Origin of the sequence: Pseudonocardia kujensis (assembly GCF_021283305.1) — a bacterium.
In the GTDB taxonomy this organism is placed as follows: domain Bacteria; phylum Actinomycetota; class Actinomycetes; order Mycobacteriales; family Pseudonocardiaceae; genus Pseudonocardia; species Pseudonocardia kujensis.
Genome location: NZ_JAJSOK010000026.1, coordinates 16,577 through 36,278 on the forward strand (window position 1 = coordinate 16,577; position 19,702 = coordinate 36,278).

The 19,702-nt window shown below is 68.5% G+C and carries 19 protein-coding genes and 1 pseudogene; 8 read left to right on the forward strand and 12 right to left on the reverse strand.

The genetic code is table 11. The features are described 5' to 3' along the window. Positions 1-222 precede the first annotated feature (222 nt). Positions 223-885 carry a TetR/AcrR family transcriptional regulator gene (locus tag LWC35_RS19265; RefSeq protein ID WP_232871543.1) on the forward strand — a complete coding sequence of 221 codons (663 nt, stop codon included), beginning with the start codon at positions 223-225 and terminating at the stop codon, positions 883-885. Between the two features lie 767 nt (positions 886-1,652). Next, positions 1,653-2,099, forward strand: coding sequence for a hypothetical protein (locus tag LWC35_RS19270; RefSeq protein WP_232871544.1), 447 nt, complete (start codon positions 1,653-1,655; stop codon positions 2,097-2,099). A gap of 43 nt (positions 2,100-2,142) precedes the next feature. Here the strand turns inward: LWC35_RS19270 and LWC35_RS19275 are convergent, their stop codons facing one another. From LWC35_RS19275 to LWC35_RS19285, 3 genes are all read right to left on the reverse strand, one after another. Further along, entirely contained in the window at positions 2,143-2,994 is an 852-nt protein-coding gene (locus LWC35_RS19275; RefSeq protein WP_232871545.1) for a patatin-like phospholipase family protein, read from the reverse strand. 72 nt (positions 2,995-3,066) lie between these two features. After that, positions 3,067-4,044 carry an amidohydrolase family protein gene (locus LWC35_RS19280; RefSeq protein ID WP_232871546.1) on the reverse strand — a complete coding sequence of 326 codons (978 nt, stop codon included), beginning with the start codon at positions 4,042-4,044 and terminating at the stop codon, positions 3,067-3,069. Then, a complete protein-coding gene (locus LWC35_RS19285; protein ID WP_232871617.1) occupies positions 4,041-5,438 on the reverse strand; it encodes an amidase in 1,398 nt (465 codons plus the stop codon). Before LWC35_RS19285 ends, LWC35_RS19280 begins: the two co-directional genes overlap by 4 nt. Here LWC35_RS19285 and LWC35_RS40355 point away from each other — a divergent pair. Further along, on the forward strand, positions 5,352-5,561 hold the full coding sequence (locus LWC35_RS40355; RefSeq protein ID WP_232871622.1) for a hypothetical protein: 210 nt from the start codon (positions 5,352-5,354) through the stop codon (positions 5,559-5,561). The two genes, LWC35_RS19285 and LWC35_RS40355, sit on opposite strands and share 87 nt — an antisense overlap. 111 nt (positions 5,562-5,672) lie before the next feature. Next, positions 5,673-6,209 carry a TetR/AcrR family transcriptional regulator gene (locus LWC35_RS19295; protein ID WP_232871547.1) on the forward strand — a complete coding sequence of 179 codons (537 nt, stop codon included), beginning with the start codon at positions 5,673-5,675 and terminating at the stop codon, positions 6,207-6,209. Here LWC35_RS19295 and LWC35_RS19300 read toward each other — a convergent pair. The 5 genes from LWC35_RS19300 to LWC35_RS19320 are packed head-to-tail and all read right to left on the reverse strand — an operon-like array spanning position 6,206 to position 11,818. Next, positions 6,206-7,186, reverse strand: coding sequence for a fumarylacetoacetate hydrolase family protein (locus LWC35_RS19300; RefSeq protein ID WP_232871548.1), 981 nt, complete (start codon positions 7,184-7,186; stop codon positions 6,206-6,208). The genes LWC35_RS19295 and LWC35_RS19300 overlap by 4 nt on opposite strands. Further along, complete coding sequence (locus LWC35_RS19305) at positions 7,183-8,073, reverse strand: MBL fold metallo-hydrolase (protein ID WP_232871549.1); 891 nt, start codon at positions 8,071-8,073, stop codon at positions 7,183-7,185. Before LWC35_RS19305 ends, LWC35_RS19300 begins: the two co-directional genes overlap by 4 nt. A gap of 52 nt (positions 8,074-8,125) precedes the next feature. Next, entirely contained in the window at positions 8,126-8,626 is a 501-nt protein-coding gene (locus LWC35_RS19310) for a (2Fe-2S)-binding protein (RefSeq protein WP_232871550.1), read from the reverse strand. 1 nt (position 8,627) lies between these two features. Next, a complete protein-coding gene (locus LWC35_RS19315; protein WP_232871551.1) occupies positions 8,628-9,440 on the reverse strand; it encodes an FAD binding domain-containing protein in 813 nt (270 codons plus the stop codon). Then, positions 9,437-11,818 carry a xanthine dehydrogenase family protein molybdopterin-binding subunit gene (locus LWC35_RS19320; RefSeq protein WP_232871552.1) on the reverse strand — a complete coding sequence of 794 codons (2,382 nt, stop codon included), beginning with the start codon at positions 11,816-11,818 and terminating at the stop codon, positions 9,437-9,439. The genes LWC35_RS19315 and LWC35_RS19320 overlap by 4 nt, the downstream gene beginning before the upstream one ends. Positions 11,819-11,941: 123 nt before the next feature. On the opposite strand from LWC35_RS19320, the gene LWC35_RS19325 reads away from it, so the two are divergent. From LWC35_RS19325 to LWC35_RS19335, 3 genes are all read left to right on the forward strand, one after another. Continuing rightward, positions 11,942-12,550, forward strand: a complete 609-nt coding sequence (locus tag LWC35_RS19325) for a TetR/AcrR family transcriptional regulator (protein WP_232871553.1) — start codon at positions 11,942-11,944, stop codon at positions 12,548-12,550. A 443-nt stretch (positions 12,551-12,993) separates the two neighbouring features. After that, positions 12,994-13,266, forward strand: coding sequence for a hypothetical protein (locus tag LWC35_RS19330; protein WP_232871554.1), 273 nt, complete (start codon positions 12,994-12,996; stop codon positions 13,264-13,266). Continuing rightward, positions 13,263-13,430 (forward strand): PIN domain-containing protein, encoded by a 168-nt coding sequence (locus tag LWC35_RS19335; protein ID WP_232871623.1) that lies wholly within the window; start codon positions 13,263-13,265, stop codon positions 13,428-13,430. Before LWC35_RS19330 ends, LWC35_RS19335 begins: the two co-directional genes overlap by 4 nt. A 540-nt stretch (positions 13,431-13,970) precedes the next feature. Here LWC35_RS19335 and LWC35_RS19340 read toward each other — a convergent pair. The 4 genes and pseudogenes from LWC35_RS19340 to LWC35_RS19360 form a co-directional block, all read right to left on the reverse strand. Continuing rightward, positions 13,971-14,156, reverse strand: a pseudogene (locus LWC35_RS19340) (L-glutamate gamma-semialdehyde dehydrogenase); the annotation flags it as partial. Between the two features lie 1,158 nt (positions 14,157-15,314). Continuing rightward, positions 15,315-15,887: a TetR/AcrR family transcriptional regulator gene (locus tag LWC35_RS19350; protein ID WP_232871555.1), complete on the reverse strand. Its 573-nt coding sequence runs from the start codon at positions 15,885-15,887 to the stop codon at positions 15,315-15,317. Positions 15,888-15,911: 24 nt separating this feature from the next. After that, positions 15,912-16,940, reverse strand: coding sequence for an adenosine deaminase (locus LWC35_RS19355; RefSeq protein WP_232871556.1), 1,029 nt, complete (start codon positions 16,938-16,940; stop codon positions 15,912-15,914). A 22-nt stretch (positions 16,941-16,962) separates the two neighbouring features. Continuing rightward, positions 16,963-18,339, reverse strand: a complete 1,377-nt coding sequence (locus LWC35_RS19360; protein ID WP_232871557.1) for an NtaA/DmoA family FMN-dependent monooxygenase — start codon at positions 18,337-18,339, stop codon at positions 16,963-16,965. Positions 18,340-18,601: 262 nt separating this feature from the next. Here LWC35_RS19360 and LWC35_RS19365 point away from each other — a divergent pair, with 262 nt between their 5' ends. Continuing rightward, a complete protein-coding gene (locus LWC35_RS19365; RefSeq protein ID WP_232871558.1) occupies positions 18,602-19,702 on the forward strand; it encodes an ABC transporter substrate-binding protein in 1,101 nt (366 codons plus the stop codon).

A 19,702-nucleotide genomic window follows, 5' to 3' on the forward strand; every position in this document is an offset into this window, starting at 1 on the left:
TTCACCCATTCGAGGTCACGTCACGCCGCACACGCCCTGACCTGGTCGTTCACCAGGTTGGCAAAGGTTCACTGCTTCGGCGACGAGCCGAACGTGACCAAGATTAAGTGTCGGGTCGCGACTGCAGTCGCGTAGGCTATGCCACGGTGCGTGGTAAGGACCGCTTTGCGAGGTAGGCGCTTGTCGACATGGTGTTGAGGTCGGTTCAGGATGAGGACCCCAGTGGCGACGCACTCCATTGACGGGGGAGGTGGGGTTCGAAGGCGCGGCCACCTCGGCAGCGGCTTGCGCAAGTTGCCGCTGCAGGAACGGTCGAAGGCAATGATCGCGCGGGTCCTCGACACGGCGAGGGAGTTGGTGGAGGAGATCGGTTACGAAGCCGTGGCTGGGTCACCGACCTTGCTGCTGGAGCAGTCCGGGGTCAGTCGGGGCTCATTCTATGCCTTCTTCGAATCACCCGAACGAGTACTCGACGAGCTGTCCTGCGAGACACTGGAGAATTCGTTGGAAAGTCTCCGGCACGCTCTCGCACATCGGCCTGGTGATCAATGGGCCGAGATCTGTGACGTACTGATTGACCTTTATGTCGCCGAGCATCGAACGCCTCTCATTCGGGAGCTGTGGGTGCGACAGAACCTCACCCAGCGTGTCAGGGCTCTGGATGAGCTCTTTATCGATGACATGGCCGAGTTGGTGTGGATTGAGTTCAAGAAGCACTCGCCGCTTTTCGAAGACCTGACGACGCTGCAGTGTCGAGCCGCGCTCCATGCACTCGAGCGACTCATGCAGTTCGCATTCCTCCACGATCAGCAGGGGGACAGCGCCATCGTCACTGAAGCGGAGCAGATGCTCCTCCGATACTTCGCGGGTCATAGTGGCAGCTGAGCAAGGTTGGCCGGCTAGCCTTGTCGTGTGAATCGCCGATCGAAGGTAGGGTGTGGAACGCGAAGGCGCATCCTGATCTCGCGTCCTCGCCACCAGCACGAGCGACCCGGTGCGTCTCGCTCAACGAATAAGTAGCGAGCGAGGAGCCGCGAGAGCTGCGAGTTGTCGAAGAGGTCCATGCCCCGTTCCCCCTTGTTGTCGTGGGCAGTCCCGGAGCGTGATCCTACTTGCCCCCAAAGAGCAGTCACTACCAAAGCTTCTCTCCGGTCGTTGACCGTGACAACTCCACTCGGACTGAACTCAGCAGCGAAGTGCTCTTCCGGAAACGGAGTGCAGGTGAGGGTGTGAGTAGCCGCGGGGGTCGGCTCGTGTCGCTGCGCTGAGGCGGGCCCCGAGAAGTTGATGATGAAGGTTCCTACGCCGAACATCGTCGAACACCTCGGGGACCCGATGTCGCAGCCTACGTGCCCGCCCGCCCAGATCGTGGCCGGCACGATCGTCCGTACCGTCGAGCTCGGGGTGCGGATCACCGACGCCGCCCTCGACGGCGGGACCACCGTGCTCTGGGGCGACCTGCTCACCGACGGGCCCGACGCCTGCCCGGGGTGCGGACTGGTCGGGGTGTACCGCGACAGCGTCGAGCGCAGGGTCAGCGATGTTCCCGGTGGTCGGGCACCCGCTGCAGCTACGGGTGCGGGTGCCGCGCTACCGGCGACGGGCATGAGCGAAGCGCTGGCGACGCCGTCGTCGACCGGGTGGAGGCCTTGTTGGCGTGGGCCGGGCGGACCGTCGAGCTCACCGAGTACGCCGGGGACTGTGCCGAGCGGGCCGACGAGTATGTCAACGATTCGGACGGCCTGCTCGGCGAAGTCTCCGACCGCCTCGCCGATCTCCATCTGGCGGCCTGCGAGGCGATCCGTCCCGATCCTCGCGAGCTTGCCCAGCGGCTCCATGCCCGCAAGTCGGCCGGCGGCGATCTCGCCATTTTCGACGACGCGGTGACGCGCTATGCCGACCTCCTCGGCGAGCCCGGGCTCACCCGCTATCACGAGCTCGCCGAGCAGGAGTGGGCTGCGCTCCGCGAGCACGCCGACCTCTACGACCCGGCCCGGCTCCGCGTCCGGAGCACCCTGGGGGCGCTCGCCGCCCTCACCTGTGACGTCGATGCCGAGGCGGAGGCGATGGCCCGCGACCAATCGTCAGCGTCGACCTGATGTGCGTCGAGGACATGAAAGCCCGGCAGAGCGGTGATGAGAATCACCAGAGCTTCGAAACCTGGTCCGCGACGGCCTCGCCCTGCGCCCGGCCGGCGTGTGCGGCTGTCGTGCGGCGCTGGGGGTCGTAGGGGTTGGGGCCGATGGCCTCGACGCTGTGCTCGTCGGGTGTGATGAGCTGCACGTCGGCGTTCTCGGCGAGCGCCTCGGCATCCGCGGCCGCGCCGGGAATGCGCCCGTAGCCGGCGGGCATCGGCGCCAGGATGACGATCGCGTCGTGCCCGGCGGCCAGGCGTGCGTTGGTGGTTGAGACCATTCCGCCGTCCACCCAGGACCGGCCCTGGAAGTGTTCGAGCGGCCAGACCCCGGGAACCGCGCCGCTGGCGGCGACGGCGTCGGACAGTGCGACGCCGGAGTGCCGGTCGAACAGATGCAGCTCGCCGGTGCCGGCGTCGATGGCGGTGACCTTCAGTACTGCGGGCCAGTCGGTGGTGACCAGGCGGGAAGCCACGACCCGGCGGCGTACGGCCGCGGGCACGGGTTCGGGGTTGGCCTTGGAGATCCGGCCCATCGCCGCGCCGACCTTGCGCGGATCTTCGCCGCCCTCCTCGAGCGCCGCCCACCAGGCTTGCAGCGTGGCCTCGGACGCCTTGGCATCCACCTCGTTCTCGTCCGCGACAAGCTGAGCGGCGAAGAGCCGCTCCAGGTCATAGCCGCTGGCGACCGCGGCGCCGACGAACGAGCCCGCCGAGGTGCCGATCACCGAGGTGGCCTTGCTCCAGTCGACACCCGCAGCGGCGAGCCCCGCCAGCACACCGACCTCCCACGCGATGCCTGTCACGCCGCCCCCACCAAGCACGAGGGCACGCGACGGAGTTTCCGTCGGATGGGTCATGGAAGGACTCCTAACTTTTCGTTGTGGTCAGGACGGAAGCGAGGCCGGAGGATCTCACCGTGCCATGGGATTTCAGCGGCCGCTGGCCGAAACCGCCGGCCATTGCGCAGCGCGTTTCGCCGCGTCGGGGAACAGCACGCGAGCACGGTTCCTGACCGCGGCGCGGGCCGCCTCCGAAAGGCCGTGACTGTCCCGGAGTGCGTGGATGTTGCGGGTCAGCGATTCACGTCCGGTGCAGGGGACGCCCCAGTCCGAGCCGTAGACGATGTGGTCCTCGCCGACGGTCTCGGCGGCGGCAGCCAGTTGCTGGGTGCTGGCCGACGCCGCGGTATCCACCCACAGCCGCCGCAGGGTCGTCGCGATGTCCTCACGGCTCAGGCCAAGGGGATTGGGCACCCACGATTCCGCGCCGAGCAGACTCAGCCGCCCGGCGAGGACGGGGAAGGTGCCGCCGGCGTGCGCGAACACGAAGGTGATGTCCGGGAATCGCTGGAACACGCCGGTGTAGACCATCGCCACGACCGTCCTTCCGGTGTCGAAGGCCACCTCGAACAGCGGCCTCGGCATCGCCGCGACCGCGGGGACGTAGGCGTTGGGATGCACGAAAACGACCGCGTGGCGCCGGTTGAGCTCCTCCCACAGCGGGTCGAGAACGGGGTCCTGCAGGGACACCCCGTTGTACTCGGCGTGCACGGCCCACCCATCGACCTCACCGGCCCGACGGACCTCGGCGACGGCCGCGTCCGGATCGTCGGTGGGCAGCGCGGCCAGCAATCCGAACCGCGACGGATGAGCGGCCACGATCTCGGCGCCGTAGTCGTTGGAGGCGCGCAGTTCCTCGAGGTCGGCGGGAATGTTGCTCAGCAACTGCATCGCGGTGCGGGTCTCGTCCATGACGGCGAGCGTCTCCGGCACGCTCCACTCATACGGCGCCTCGGCGAAGAACATCTCGCGACGCATCATTTCCCACCTGGCCCGGCGGACCTCGGAGCTGGCCGGTGGCGAGAAGTGGGCGTGCACGTCGATGAGCGGGACATTGTGGTCGATCACGGGTTCACCACCTGTTGGTAGTCGGTCGGTACGGGACGCGCAGGACAAGCCAGCTCCAGGTCGTGTGCCAGGGCGAGCAGGTCTCCGTCGTGGTGGGGCAGGCCGAGCAGTTCGAGACCGACGGGCAGTCCGTCGCCGGTCTGCCCGACCGGCAGCGTCAGCGCGGGGAACGCACACTGTGCCGCGATCAGGGTATTCGTCGGGAAGCTTGTCGGTGACCGGTCCCGGCCGGCGGGGCCGTCCTCGAAGGTTCCGGCGTCGACGTCGGCCCAGAGCGGAGCGCCGATTCGCACCGTGGGATACGCCAAGGCCGCCAATCCGTACTCCGCGAATAGGCCTGCGACGGCGTTGCGCAGGTGAGTTCGGCATTCCAGGGCGCGGGCGTACGCCGGGTCGAAACAGGGGTCCCGGGGACCGGCGGCGACTAGCGGCAACAACGCGAGGTGTGCGAAGAAGTCACCACGGGCAACGACCTCGCCGACATCCTGGGTGGGTGCGCCGGCGTGGGCCAGGTACTCGTTGAGGTCCCGGCGTGACTGCAGGAAATACATGGACGTCTCTAGGAGCATCCCGGAAAGCCCCGGCAGCTCGACCTCGACCAGAACCGCGCCACGCGACCGCATCGCGGCGAGCGCCCGGTCGATCTCGCCTGCCACCGCGGGATCGACCGCGCCCAGCTCCCGGACGACGCCGATGCGAGCTCCCCGCAAGGCGCCGGCAGTGATGCGGTCGGTGAATGTCCCGTCCCTGCGGGTCGCCGAGGGCAGCGCGGTGTCGGGATCCCGGTGATCCCAGCCGGCGAGCACGTCCAGCAACGCCGCGACGTCGGCGACGCATCGAGCCATGGGGCCGGGAGAGTCCTGTTGGCGAACGAGCGCGGCAGTGCCGGTGCGGCTGACGAGCCCGACGCTGGGGCGCAGGCCTACCAGCCCGCACAACGCGGCCGGGATCCGGATCGAGCCACCGGTGTCGGTGCCGATCCCGGCCACCGCGAACTCGGCCGCGACTGCGGCGGCGCTTCCGCTGCTGGAACCACCCGGGTCCCGTGCGGTGTCGTAGGGATTGCGCGTGATGCCGGACCGCGAGGAATGCCCGTGCCAGGACGCCGCGAAGTCCGGCATGGTGGTCTTGCCGAGCACGACCGCTCCGGCGTCCTTGAGCCGGGTGACCAGGACGGCGTCGCGGGTGGCGAGGTGCTCCGCGAAGGCCACCGAACCGAAGGCGGTCGCGAGGCCCGCGACGTCGATGTTGTCCTTGATCACCACCGGAAGCCCGTGCAGGGGACCGCGGAGTGTCCCGGTCCGCCGGTGGTGGTCGTCGAGACGCGCCGCATCGTCGGCCGCGTGCGGATTGATCGTGACGATGCTGTTGACGACAGCGTCGAACGTCTCGATCCGGGCGAGGTGGCGTTCGATGACCTCGCCGGCCGTGACGTCTCCACTGCGGTAGGACGACCGCAGTTCAGCGATCGTGTCGTTGGGGGCCAGCATCATCGTCCTCCGACTGTCAGGATCTGACATTCACGCTACCAGGAAATGTCAGGATCTGCCATTAGCTGGCTCACCAGGTAGGGTGGCGCAATGGTCAACCGGCGGGAGCGTTGCCGGGAGCGGCTTCAACAGGCCGCCTTGGAACTGTTCACACGCGACGGCTACACCGAGACCACCGCCGTCGCGATCGCCGAACGCGCGGGGGTGAGCGAGCGGACGTTCTACCGCCATTTCGGCGACAAGCGAGAGGTGCTCTTCGGCGACGGCGACCGGCTCGTGGGTCTTCTGGTCGACGCTCTGCCGCACCCTCCCGAGCCGCTCGACCAGGCGCTCCGGGACGCCTTATCCGCTCTCGCCGCCGACATGACGCCGCGGCGAGCGCGGCTCGCACAGCGAGCGGCGCTGATCAGGGCACACCGTGAACTCGCCGAGCGTGAGCTGCTCAAGGGGCAGTCCTGGGCCGAGGCCCTCGCGCGCGTGCTGACCGACCGGGGAGTCGACGAGCTCACCGCGGCCGCGCAGGTCGAGGTCGCGCTCGCACTGTTCCGCACCGCGTTCGCCCGGTGGGTGACGAGCGACGACGCGACCGACCTGGACAGCCTGATCGACCAGGCCTACGCGGCGACCGGTCGGCCGCTGAAGGGCCGCCGGGCGCCGACGTCGGCCGGGAGCTAGAGCCGAGTCAGCGGCAGGGGCTCGGCTCCCGGGACAATCCGAGCGCTGATCTCACCGAGGTGATCGGCTCGAATCACCACCTCGTCGCCGGGCCGGAGGTAGGGAAAGCGGTCCTGCCCGTGCACGCGTGCGAGCTCGAAGATGCAGCCGGTGCCAACGGTCCCGCTGCCGATGACGTCGCCCGGCACGAGCCGCGTGCCACGCGATGCGTAGGCCACCATCTGCTCGAACGACCAGTGGATGTCCGCCCAGGACCCCGAGCTATACGGCTTGCCGTTGACCTCGGCGGTCATGGTGATGGCGTAGCCCTTTCCGGTACGCAGGTGGGCGATCTCGTCGGGCGTCACCAGTACCGGCCCGAGGGAGGTGGCGAAGTCCTTGCCCTTCGCCGGGCCGAGTGACTGCCGCATCTCCCGAAGCTGCAGGTCACGCGCACTCCAGTCGCACAGCAACGTGTACCCGGCGATGTGCTTTGCCGCGTCCTCGACGGAGATGTCGCTGCCGGCGAGACCGATCACGGCGGCGACCTCGAGCTCGTAGTCGATCTCGTTCGAACCGGGCGCGACGGCGATGTCCGCCTCCGGTCCCACGGTGGCCGCGGGATTCGAGAAGTAGAAGACCGGGTTCTCGTACCAGCCCTCGTCCACCCGGCCGCCGACCGCCAGCGCCGAAGCCGCGACATGTGCCTCGAACGACATGAAGTCGCGAGTGGATGGTGGAACGGAAATGGGGGCGAGCAGTTCGGTCGCCGCGATGTCCAGCACCTCCGCCGGGGCGCTGACCGCGCGCTCAGCGGCGGCGACGGTGGCCTCCTGCCCCTGCGCGATGAGGTCGCGCAGGCTGCCGGGCGCCGCCAGCCCGTGAACGTGCTGACCGGCGACCACGCCGATTCGTTCCCTCTTGTCGGTCGGCGAAACGTAGCTGACCCACCGCACAACGGCCTCCTTTGTTCGAAATGTGCATTGCTCGATGTTCACGCCCAGCAGGTGAGCGGTCGGCCGCCGTTGAAAGCGGCCATGTCGGCCAGAATCCTGCTGTCGTCCAGGCGCCAGCCGAGCGGCCGTCCTTCGAGTTCGGCATATGCCCGGTGGAGATTTCCCACCAAACGTTCTTTGTCCAGCAGTTGCGCGAATTCGCCCAGCTCCGCCTGTCGTGCGGCATCGAGCGGTGACAGGCCACGCGCGAAGCAGTCAGCGGCGAGCTCCTGCACGAAAAGCAGGTAGGACTCCACGAAGTCGATGAGGCTCGAGTCCGCCACCGGGCCGTGCCCGGGCACGATGATCGCGGCCTCGTAGCGTCGCAACTTACGCAGCGCCGTCAGGGAGCCTTCGATGGATCCGTGGACCACGAACGGTGTTCCGCCGTGGAACAACAGGTCTCCGACGAACAGCACTGACCGTTCCTGCAGCCAGATCACCACATCGTTGGTCGTGTGCGCGGGAGTGCCCAGGTGCTCGAGGTGGCAGGCCAGCCCACCTATATGCACGGTCAGCGAACTGTCGAATGTCACGGTGGGCGGGCAGATGTGGATGTCGCCCCACTCCACGTTGTCGGAGAACGCGCCTGGCGCGGGGAGCGAGAGATGCCGCAGCTCCTCACGGCACAGCGTGTGGGCGATATGAACGGCGCTGTCGAACAGGTAATTCCCGTGCGTGTGGTCGCCGTGATGATGCGTGTTGACCAGAACTGACGCGGTATGTCCGGTTTCGGCCCTAATCGCGTTGATCAGGTTCCTGGTGCGGTTCTCTGTCGAGCTCGAATCGATGACCAGGCAGTCCGCGGAATTCCTGTCGACGACAACTCCGCAATTGTTGACGAACCAGCCGCCGTCCGGCTGTACGTAGGCAAAGACGTCTTCCGCCACTTCCTGCAGCCGTGCCTCTGTTATCTGACTGACCTGTTGCCGCGAGAGCAATCTACGTCCCTTCTGTTTGCCGGATCGCACGCTGCACAGCGGCGACGATCGACTGATATCCGGTGCATCGGCAGAGATTTCCCGCGAGCGCAGCGCGAATCTCTTCCTCCGATGGATCTCCCTGCTGCTCGGCGAGTTTCAGCGCGACGAGAAGGTGGCCCGGCAGGCAGAACCCGCACTGGAAGCCGTCTTCCGCCCAGAACGCCTCCTGGACCGGATGCAGATTCCCAGGCTCGCCAAGTCCTTCGACCGTGGTGATCTCCGCCCCGTCGGCGGCAGCCGCCAATTGCAGACAGGACTTCACGATCGCGCCATCGACGATAACGGTGCATGCTCCGCAGTCGCCGTTCATGCAACCCACGTGCGTGCCGGGTAATGCCAGCTGCTCGCGGACAAAGTGGGCCAGAAGCGTCCGGTCGGCGCACCAGGCTCTGCGTTCGACGCCGTTCACGGTCACCGTGATCCGACGGCCGGGAACGTCCTGCGAGTCGAGTTTCGACATGTCACACGCCTCCAAGCTGTGCCACGGCCCGAGCGGCAATCTCACCGCTGATCAGATGCCGGTACTCGGCGGGCGCCAGTGCGTCGGACCAGGTCGGCCTGACGGTCGCCGCGACGAGTTCCCTGATGGTGGATTCCGTTCCGACGATCTGCGAGAGGTCGATCCGAACGGGAACCGGCTCCACTCCGCCGAGAACGACATGACACTGCCGGTCGTGGGTCAGGGTTGCCGCGGCGGTCACGATCGGCCAGCTGCTTTCGCTGAGCTTGAACTTGTGGTAGCCGGACCGGTCGACGGGGCGCACAAGAATGTGGGTCAGGATTTCTCCGGGCCGGATATCGGCCTGGAAACCGCCGCGCAGGAATTCACCGGCGGGCACCTCGCGTTCGCCTTCGATGCTATGAAGAACCAGCCGTGCCCGAAGTGCGACGAGTGCGGTCGGCACGTCCGAGGCGGGGTTGGCATGGCAGATGGACCCGCCGAGCGTGCCTTGGTTGCGAATCTGGTCGCCGCCGGTGATACCCCGCGCGACCGTGCACAGCAGTGGGTTGAGCTGCTCGATGCCCGGCGTCGCAAGGAGTCCGGCGTACGTCACCATCGAGCCGATACGGAGTTCGCCCTCGCTCAACACTACTTCGGCCAGACCGGCGCGGCTCAGGTGAACGATGTCGTCCGCTCGCAGTTCGCCGCGCCCGAGCCGCGGCACCGCGATCGTGCCGCCACCGATGACGGCGGCGGACGGGCTGTCGCCCAGGATCCGGCATGCGGTCTCGACGTCGGCCGGTGCGTGGTAGCGAAGGCGGTCGCGGATCACTTGGTCACCTCGCGGATGGCCCGCAGGACGTTCGGCGCGCTGAGCGGCATCTTGCTGACGCGGGCGCCCAGAGGTGCGATCGCGTCGTTCACGGCGTTGCACACGGCCGCGACCGCGCCGGCGACGCCTCCTTCGCCCGCGCCCTTCGTACCGAGCAACGTGAACGGCGACGGCGTCGTGTGGTGGCCGACGCGAATCGCGGGAAGGTCGACGCTGCGTGGCACGAGGTAGTTCTTGAACGACGTCGCCACCGGATGGCCACGGTCGTCGAAACGGGCTTCCTCCCACAGCGCGCCTCCGATGCCCATCGCGATCGCGCCGAGCAACTGTCCGCGCACGAGGATCGGGTTCACGATGACGCCGCAGTCGTCGACCGCCGCGTACGACGCGAGCGTGACCTGTCCGGTGTGCTCGTCCACCTCGACCGCGCAGACGTGTGCCGAGTTCGAGAACGTGGGATAGGACGAGGTCCGGCCGGCGGAATCCGGCTGGTGCAACAGATTCTGCTCGGGCGCGTAGCTGCACGTCGCCTCGAGATGCTGGTACGGCACCGCGGGGTGCGCGATGGAAGTGGTGTAGACGAAGCGGGCCAGGTCGCTGATCGGCATCTGGGCCCCGCCCTCGCGGAACACGGTGTCCTTGTCCAGCGCGATGCATCCCGGATCGCATTCCAGGGCCACCGCCGCGGCCGCAACGAGTTTGGCGCGAACCTCCCTGGCAGCGAGAACCGCCGCGCCGCCACCAAGATTCAGGGAGCGGCTGCTGCCATTGCCGAATCCGTAGGGCGTGGTGTCGGTGTCGCCCTGTACGACGCGGACCCGGTCGAAGGACACGCCCAGCTCGGCTGCCACGAGTTGACCGATGGCCGTTTCGTTTCCGGTTCCCGGGCTCGTGACCCCGGTCAGCACCGTCACCGAACCGGCCGGGTCCATTCGCACGGTCGACGTGTCGAAGCCGCGCGCGAGTCCGCCAGGGAAGTCGCCGCCTTCCGGGGTCAGTTCGAAGGCGATCCCGACCCCGGCGAGCCGACCGGCAGCCCGCGCCTGTCGCCGACGTTCGACGAGCTCCGGGTAGTCGCCGAGGGCGAGCGCCTTGTCGAGGACCGCCTGGTAGTCCCCGGAATCCAGCCGTTTCGAGGCAGTCCAGTACGGGAAAGCGGTGCTGGGGATGAAGTTGCGCCTGCGGACCTCGGCCGCATCGAGCGACAGCTCGGCCGCTACCAGGTCGACCGCTCGTTCCAGCGCCAGGCACGCCGACTCCTTCCCGAAGCCGCGCGCGCCGTTCCACGGGGCCTTGTTCGTGACGACCACGAGGCTCTCGACGTCGTACGCCGGAACCCGGTACGGGCCGGGGAACGTCATCGCGGCTACGAACGCCATTCCCCAGCCCGCGCTGGTTCCGAGTGCCCCGACGTCGCAGACGATCGAGTCACGAAGGCCCAGAATCACGCCCTCGTCGTCGAAGGCGATGGCCAGGTCGTGTTCCATCTCGCGGGCGCCGACCAGCATGGCGTCCTCGCGTCGTTCCAGCCATTTCACGGGTGCCCGCACCAGCCGGCTCAGCAGGCAGAGCGCGCCCTCTTCGGGATAGCCGTGGAACTTGTGACCGAACGCGCCGCCGAGGCGCGGCGCGATGACCCGGACCGCGGTTTCGGGCAGGTCGAACATGGCGGCCAGTGCGGAGCGCAGCGGGTGGGGCATCTGGGTGGAGGCCCGCACGACAAGGCGTCCGTCCGGATTCCACTGGGCGATGTAGCCGCGTGGTTCCAGCGGGGATGTGCCGTACCGCTGGATCTTCACGCGGTCCCGCAGGACATGGGGAGCGGACTCGAACGCCTCCGCCACGTCACCCTCGTTGAACGCGACCCGGACGACGAGATTGTCGTCCCAGTGCGAGAACGCCTGGGGTGCGCCGGACTGGAGTGCCTGGTGCGCGTCGAGTACGGGCGGAAGAACGTCGTAGTCCACTTCGACCAGCTCGGCCGCCGCTTCGGCGTCGCCGGGGTCGGTGGCGACGACGGCCGCCACCGGCTGGCCGACGTAGTACACCTCCGTGGAGGCCAGGCATTCGAAATCGGTGGTCTTGCCGCCGACGTTGGTCGGACTGAAGAAATGGGGGATCGGGCCGATTCGTTCGGCTGCTTCGCGCCCGGTCAGCACTCGCAGCACCCCCGAATGAGCCTCCGCGGCCGCGGTGCGGAAGCCACGAACCCGGGCATGCGGGTGGGGGCTGCGGACGAAGGCGGCATAGGTCAGGCCCGGGATGCGGACGTCGTCGAGATAGTCGCCCCGGCCCGACAGGATGAGCTCGCCGTCCCTGCGCCGCGGCGGATCCGACTCAGTCGCGGCTGCTCGAGGTCGCATCAGGTCCACTGGCACTGCCCTCTCGTCGTTGAGGCCCAGCGGTGAGTGAGTGCTCACCGAACCTTGCGGTTATGATGCGGTGGTGCGACGGCCGTGTCAACAGGCGGCCCCACGGACGGGCGGGGGAAGGGAGACTTGATGTCCCTGCGGGAACAGATCCTCGAAGCGACGAGCATGTTGATCAGGGAGGAAGGGGTCGCGACGCTGCGGACCCGGCGCATCGCCGAGGCAGCGGGCTGCAGCGAGGGCCTGATCTTCAAGCATTTCGGGTCGAAAGGCGGGCTGCTGGCAGCGGTCCTGTCGGCCGGCTTGCCCGAGGCCAGGACGGTCTACGACGCGTTGGACCGGGCGAAGCGCGCGGACCTGCGCGCCGGACTGCTCGATGTGATGGGCGCGCTGTACTCGTTCTACTCCACGAGCATGCCGATCGTCGGATCCGTCCTGGGCGACCGCGAGCTGTTCACCTACTACGCCGACGCGCACCGGGCGGCCGGATCCGGCCCGGCCCACATGTTGCGGATCATCGCTGCCTACCTACAGGACCTCAAGGACCGAGCCCTGATCGACGAGACGATCAACGTCGAGTTCGAGGCACTCGCCCTGGCCGGCGCAAGCCAGAACGCGGCCTGGGTGACGTTGATAGAGGGCGCCGATGCCCTCCCCGGCGGCGCGGACGGCTTCGTGGACCGACTGGTCGACGCCCGGCTTCGGATGTCGACGGCAGGGGTTCGCACGCCGGGCGCTTGAGGTCTCATGGCGATCCCGCTGAAGGTCACCTCTCGTCAGCGAATCGGAATTCCGCGCTACTTTGAGTGACAGTCAACAACACTTCGTGTGTTGTTCACTCAGGGGCCCTTCATCCGCGCGTCCGCCGCATTGGGATACGCCCATGTTCGAGGCTGCTCATTCCCGCTCACCGACGCACGGCGGGTTCGATGACGCCCGCGTTTCCCCGCGACGGCGCACTGCCCGAATTCCTCACCGCGGACACGGAAAACCCTCGTACAGCGCGAGCAGCGAGAGCCGAACTCGGCCCTGCTGACGGGCAAGTACCTCGACGAGGGCCCAGGAGTTCTGGGCTGACCAGTTTCCCCGCCACCGCGCCCGCCTGCGAGCGCGCCGTCCTGCGCGTCTCCGGCCTGCTCGGCACCGCCTCAATCGCGACGATCGAGCGGTAGCATGCAGGCATCATGAGCACCACGCTCCAGACCGCGGACTCGTTCGAGGTCGTCGTCAGCAGCGACGGGAGCCTGACGGTTCCGGCCGCTGAGCTGGCGCGCCATGGTGTGCGTCCCGGAGCCCACCTGCGGCTGGTGAAGGCTGAGGCAGCCAGTCGTCGAGGTGGTCGTTCGGCGGGCAGGCTCGCTGGTCTGGTGCCGGACGAGGTGATCGAGGCGTGGTCACAGGCGCTCGATGACGACCGGGCCGAGCGTCGTTCCGCACTCGGGCCCGTCGCCGGGTGAGAGTCGTCGCGGACTCACATTCGCTGCTCTACTACCTGTTCTCTCCGGATCGGCTCTCGGAGGCGGCGTTCGACGCTCTGGGTAACGCCGAGAACAGCGATGGGCTCGTCGTCTCGGCCGCGACGCTGGGTGATCTCTGGTCGTCGAGACGATTTGGTGACTGACGTCGAGCCCAAGTGACGGTGCCGCGTGGTCCCTCGCGCATGGCAAGTTCTTGCATCGGCGGCTGTTGATCCGCCTCGTCGTGGTTGGGGTGTAGGTGCTCGCGTTTGGCAAGCGTTGTCGGGCGGCGTGTTCGACGAGCCCAGGGAGAGCCAGCTCGGGAAACGCACGAGGTCGTCACGGCACTCGAGCACGGTGTGACTGACCGGACCCTGATCTGTGGGCGCCTCGCTCATCAGCGCTTTTGTCGGAGGCCGAGTCGCAGGAGAGCCTGCCTCTGGCTCCTCTGTCAGGCGACGAGTCGGGCGGGACTGTTCTGGGCGTCTGCCTGTAATGCTTGGGTAGATGACGTCGGAGAGTCGGCGCTTGAGGATCCGGAGGGCTTCCATCCCGCCGTCGCCAGTGGCCTTGCGGCGGGCGGGCATGGCTCTGGCGTCGGGGTGGCAGCGGGCCTGAGCGTCGCGATGCGGTGCAGCGTGGCGTTGAGCTGCCGGTTGCCGGTGTGGGAGAGCCGATGACGAGCCCGGTTCGACGACCACAATGGTGCCCGAACCGGGGCTGCCGCCGAAGGGCTGCCGGGAGACGATCGAGCCGGTGAGTCGGTCGTTTACGTAGAAGTTGCCGGCGGCGTGCCGCAGCAGCCGGTGGGTGTCGTCGATCGCCGAACGCTCGGTGGCGAAGACGGCGTCGGTGAGGGCGTAGGCGCTGATGCGGTCCACGAGCTCCAGGGGCGGCAGCACTCGCTGCCGGGGACCTGGGACGGCCCGGGGACGGGGGGAGACGGCGTGAAGGTCGTCGTCGACCAGGGGAGGTGCGTGGGTGCAGGACAGTGCGTGCTGGTCGCGCCGGAGGTTTCGACCAGCGGGAGGACGACGGCATCGTCGAGCTCCTCACCACCGCGCCGCCGGAGGGTGCGTACGAGAACGTCCGGGAGGCGGAGCGCCTCTGCCCGGTGCTGGCCCCCGGGGCGAGCCGTGAGACGCGCCTCGGCGCTGACCGGTCGCGGCACACGCCCGTGCGAGAGGGTCGCCGGATGACCAGTAGGGCCGAGCTGTGCGCCGAGATCCTGAGGTCTGTGCACAGCATCTCGGCGTCGCGCCGCCGACATCGAGTACGGGGACCGCGCCATGCTCGTCGCCACGCTGGAGGCGGTACGGCTCTCGTGGCCAGCGCGGATCAGCCACCTCGCCGAGCAGCTCTCGCTCGACCTGTCGGTGGTGAGCTGCAGGGTCACCACGCTGCGCCGCCGGGATGGATCAGCACCCCGCCCGACCCGGAGGACGGCCGCGCCCAGCTCGTCACGCTGCCGCCCGCGGGCGCGGCGGTCCTCGACGGGCTGCGCCGCGCCACCGGCAAAGAGGTCGCGGCGGAGCTGGGCGAGTGGACCATCGAGGAGCTGCTCGCCTGCGCGACCGGCTCCACCGTTTCGAGGCCGGCGTCACGAGGCCTGGGGAGCGGGTGTCCGACTCTTGAGTCGGTGCCGATGGGTCGCGCCGGCGACTGCTCGACCAGCGCACCGGCAAGGAAGTCCAGGAGCTCCCGGTAGGCATCGAGCGCGGGGACCTTCGCCACGTACCGGGCCGCCGGATCACGACCAGGCAGCCCTGCTGCCGGTCCAGCTCGTCAAGGTCGAAGACGTCCTCGCGCCGCGGGTCCGGGCAGAAGACCTTCCCATAGTCGGTGAGGCCGTGCGGACCCTGGCGGGCAGGAGCATGGCGGGGCCCTGCTGCAGGACCGCGCGGACGTCGATCACAGCATCGGGTTCGGCCCCGCGCGGCGTGAACCGCAGGAACGCGGAGTCCGGGGACGCGAGGAACTCCGCCAGGCCGTGCAGACGCGATTCCCCCGCGGTGGGATGTGCCCTGTCGGTGAAGGCTCAGGGCCGGTCACTCCTTGGTCGGCGGCAGGAGTGCCCGCACGGCCAGGGTGTGCGCGAGGTCGACGGCCTCGCGCGGCTCGCCCGCGATGAGCAGGACCTGTAGGCCACGCCAGAGGGCGACGATCGCCATGGCGACGTGCTGCGGGTCCTCGATCCGGTCGTCGTCGGTGAGTGCGGCGGCCACCGCGTCCGTCCACTCCCCGCGGGTCTGCTCGAGGAACTTCTGGTAGCGCGGAGGGCTGTCCGAGGCCATCCCGAATCGGCCGAAGAAGATCCGCAGGTAGGGCAGTCGGTCCGGGTGCGAGATGTGGCGCCATGCCGCGGTCACCCGCGCTCCGGGTGTCTTCTCGGCAACCATGAGGTCGGACAGCGCGCCGAGGAGGTGCCTGCGGTCGAGGAGCTCGTCGATGACGGTGGTCAGGATCCGGTCCAGCGAGCCGAAGTGGTACAGCAGCATCCGGTTGTTGGACCCGATGCTCCGGGCCAGCTCGCTGAGGGAGAGATCGACGATGCCGTGCTCGAGGACGTACTCGCGAACCAGGCCCAGGAGCCGCGCCCGCTCGGCCGGACCGCTAGCCATGGCGACGATCGTAGACGAGGGCGGTCACCGCCATCCCGCTCCGGCGGTCACCTCGGCCGGCGGCTCGTGGTCGTCGACGGCGGTGAGGCCCCGGTCGACGGCCGACCGGTCTCCGAACGACCCCGCGAAGCTGTTGCGCGCCAGCGCTGCCAGCTCGGCGTTGCCCAGCCCGAGATGCCGCTCGAGAGCGGCGTAGTTGTCGTTGACATAACCCCCGAAGTAGGGCGGGTCGTCCGAGTTGACCGTGACGAGCACGCCGGCCTTCATCAGATCGGCGAGCGGGTACGTCGAGAGATCGGAGGTGACCTGCAGGCGCAGGTTGGACAGCGGACACATGGTCAGCGGCACGCCGTCGTCGGCCAGGCGGGTGACCAGGTCCGGGTCCTGGGTGGCGGCGTAACCGTGGTCGATGCGCTCGACTCCGCAGACGTCGAGCGCCTCGCGGATGTAGGAGGGCGGTCCCTCCTCGCCGGCGTGACAGGTCAGTCGGTAGCCCTCGGCCCTCGCGGCGGTGAAGAAGCGCGCGAACTTGGACGGCGGGTTGCCCCGCTCCGCGCTGCCGAGCCCGACGCCGAGGATCCGGTCGCGGAACGGGCGCACGGCCTCGAGCAGCTCGAGAGCCGCTGCCTCGGTGCGGTGGCGTTGGGCGATCACGAGCATGGCGCCGTCGATACCGGTGTCCGCCCGGGCGTCGTCGATGGCGTCGAGCACACCTCCGAACTGCTCCGTCACCGGGATGTCGCGGTCGAGGAAGTTCTGCGGGGCGAAGAACACCTCGGCGCGCAGCACCCCCTCCGCGGCGGACCGACGCAGGTACGCGGCGGCGAGGTCGTAGAAGTCCTGCCGGGTGCAGAGAACGCGGCAGCCCTCGGTGTAGAGCCGCAGGAAATGCTCCAGGCCGGTGAAGGTGAACTCGGCGCGGAGGGCTTCGGCCGAATCCCAGGGCAGGCCGACGCCGTTGCGCGCGGCGAGCTGGAACATCTGCTCCGGCTCCAGCGTGCCCTCGAGGTGCACGTGCAGCTCGGCCTTGGGGAGCGTGTCGATGAACGACATGGGGGAGGTCCTCTCAGCCGTCCTAGCGCCCAGCGCCGACCCGGTGGGCCGCAGCGGGATGGGAGTCGGGGAGGTGGCGGCCGGCCCCGCCGAGCCGCTCGCGCAGGGTCTGCCGGCGGTGCGGCCCGGGCGCGATGCCACGACGGCGGAGCTCGGGAAGGAGCAGGTCGATCAGCTCGTCGTAGGTTCCGGGGTTCAGGTACGACTCCAGCAGGAAGCCGTCGATGCCCGTCGCCTCGGCGTAGTCCTGCATCTGCTGTGCCACCACGTCCGGCGTTCCGTGCAGCACCAGCCCCCGCAGCCCTCGGGCCTTGAGCTCGTCAAGGATCGCGCGGACCGTCGGGGCGGGGGAGCCGTCGGTCGGCCGGAAGCGGTCGACGTTCGACTGGCCCTGCTGCGCGTCGATGTCGGCAGGTAGCGGCGCGCCCGGGTCGAGTGACAGCAGGTCGATACCGGTGTTGAAGGCGAACTGGGCAGCCGCCGTCTCGTCGGTAGAGAAGCTGCGGAACGTGGCGTACCGCGTCTCCGCCTCCGCCGTGGTGGGCGCGACGATGATCGTCAGGCCCACGAGCAGGCGGATCGCGTCCCCGTCGCGACCGAAAGCCTCGGCGCGCGACCGGATGTCCGCAGCCGCCTCTGCGACCCGGGGCACGGTGGTGCCCTGCAGGAAGACGCATTCGGCGTGGCGGGCGGCGAACTCACGGCCGCGGCCCGAGGACCCGGCCTGGAACAGGACGGGAACCCGCTGGGGCGAGGCCTCCACCGGGAACACGCCCCTGGCGGAGAAGTAGGGCCCCTTGTGGTCGACGTCGTGCACCCTGGCAGGGTCGGCATACACGCCCGCCTCCTTGTCGGCGAGCACGGCCCCGTCCTCCCAGGACCCCTCGAGCAGGCGATAGCTCAGCTCCATGTAGTCCTCGGCCATGTCGTACCGGGTGTCGTGCGGGGTGAGCGGACGGCCGAACATTGCCGCGGCGGAAGCGGCGGACGCGCTGGTCACCACGTTCCACCCGATCCTGCCCCGGGTCAGGTGGTCAAGGGTGGCGTAGCGCCGTGCGTTGGCGTAGGGCTCCTCGAAGACCGTGGACGAGGTGACGACGATGCCGAGCGTGCTGGTCGCGGCCGCACACACACCGACGACGGCGAACGGGTCGGCTGAGGGGAAGTGCACGGCCGAGCGCACCGCGGCGTCGGGCACCGCGCCGTCGACGATCGGCATTCCGTAGGAGTCGGCGAGGAAGAGGAAGTCCAGGTCGGCCGCCTCGACTCGCCTGGCGAGCCGGGTCCAGTGGTCGAGGTCCAGATACCGGGTCGCGACGTTGTCGGGATGGCGCCATGTGGCCCCTGACATCCCGTTGGGATTGAGGTGCTCGAAGACGCCCAGGGTCAGGGGCTTCATATCGCGTGTCCTGTCCGAGCCAGCAGGCCCTCGTCGATTTGAACTGACTGATTCACTTATGCGGACGATACCGATCGCTCGGACGGCGTCAAGGTGGCCGGCGTCTCGCGGCGCCGTAACCAAATGCGACGAGTTGGAAACGCGACGGCAATGTTCTGACTGGAATCTTGTCCGAGCAGTTCACTTTTTTCGGTAAGTCTCTTCCGCCGACGTCGCCGGGCCTGCACTGCCTCCCCCTCCAGATGCGCTCCCGAGGAGCACGATGTCCGACACCATCAGAACGAGCGCGCCCGCGTCACGACGGCGGTCCCGCGCCCACGGGCTCACTGTGGCGATCGCAGCCGTCCTCTGCGCCGTCCTGCTCGCCGCATGCGGGAGTGGGGGCTCCGGCAGCTTCGGCTCGTCCGGATACGGCAGCATCGCGCTGCAGCTGTCCTGGATCAAGAACGTCGAGTTCGCCGGCGAGTACTTCGCCACGGAGAAGGGCTACTACTCCGCTGCCGGGTTCTCGGACGTCAAGCTGCTCGCCGGCGGCGGCCAGACGGGGTCGGTCGAGGCGGTCGTCTCCGGGCAGGCGACCGTCGGCCTCTCCCAGTCACCGGCCACTGCCCTCTCGATCACGCAGGGCGCTCCACTCAAGATCATCGGTGCCACCTACCAGAAGAACCCGCTGTGCCTGCTCTCGCTCGAGGACCGCACCCCGATCCGCACGGTCGCCGACCTGCGGGGCAAGCGGATCGGTGTGCAGGCCGGTGCCAACCAGCAGGCCCTCGAGGCGTTCCTGCGGGCCAACGGAGTGTCGACCTCGGACGTCACGATCGTCCCCACGCAGTACGACATCGCCCCGCTGATCCGTGGTGACTACGACGCGCACGTCTCCTACGTCACCAACGAGCCGATCCTCGCCGCGCACGAGGGACACCAGCCGGTCGTGCTGCGCCTGGCCGACAACGGTCTGCCCCTGGTCGGTGAGGCACTCATCACCACGGACCAGACCATCGCCACCAAGCGGGACATGCTCAAGGCATTCCTGACCGCGGAGATCAAGGGTTGGACCGACGCCGTACGCGACCCGGCGCAGTCGGCCCGCTATGCCGCCGAGGTGTACGGCAAGGACCAGGATCTCGACGTCGCCGAGCAGACCGAGGAGGCGAATGCCCAGAACGGCCTGGTGCTGAGCCCGGACGTCAACGAGAACGGGCTGTTCACGATGACCGACGAACTGGTCGACGAGAACATCAAGGCCCTGGCAGCTGCCGGTGTCGACATCCGACCCGAGCAGCTGTTCGACCTCAGCCTGCTTAAGGAGGTGTACGCCGAGAACCCGTCACTCGTCCAGCAGTTCGACATCCCCCGGACCTGA

Excerpts from the sequence above, each read along its gene's own strand:
- LWC35_RS19275 (WP_232871545.1), bottom strand. The coding sequence starts at position 2,994 with ATGACCCATCCGACGGAAACTCCGTCGCGTGCCCTCGTGCTTGGTGGG.
- LWC35_RS19310 (WP_232871550.1), bottom strand. The coding sequence starts at position 8,626 with ATGTCGAAACTCGACTCGCAGGACGTTCCCGGCCGTCGGATCACGGTG.
- LWC35_RS19325 (WP_232871553.1), top strand. The coding sequence starts at position 11,942 with ATGTCCCTGCGGGAACAGATCCTCGAAGCGACGAGCATGTTGATCAGG.
- LWC35_RS19330 (WP_232871554.1), top strand. The coding sequence starts at position 12,994 with ATGAGCACCACGCTCCAGACCGCGGACTCGTTCGAGGTCGTCGTCAGC.
- LWC35_RS19350 (WP_232871555.1), bottom strand. The coding sequence starts at position 15,887 with ATGGCTAGCGGTCCGGCCGAGCGGGCGCGGCTCCTGGGCCTGGTTCGC.
- LWC35_RS19355 (WP_232871556.1), bottom strand. The coding sequence starts at position 16,940 with ATGTCGTTCATCGACACGCTCCCCAAGGCCGAGCTGCACGTGCACCTC.
- LWC35_RS19360 (WP_232871557.1), bottom strand. The coding sequence starts at position 18,339 with ATGAAGCCCCTGACCCTGGGCGTCTTCGAGCACCTCAATCCCAACGGG.
- LWC35_RS19365 (WP_232871558.1), top strand. The coding sequence starts at position 18,602 with ATGTCCGACACCATCAGAACGAGCGCGCCCGCGTCACGACGGCGGTCC.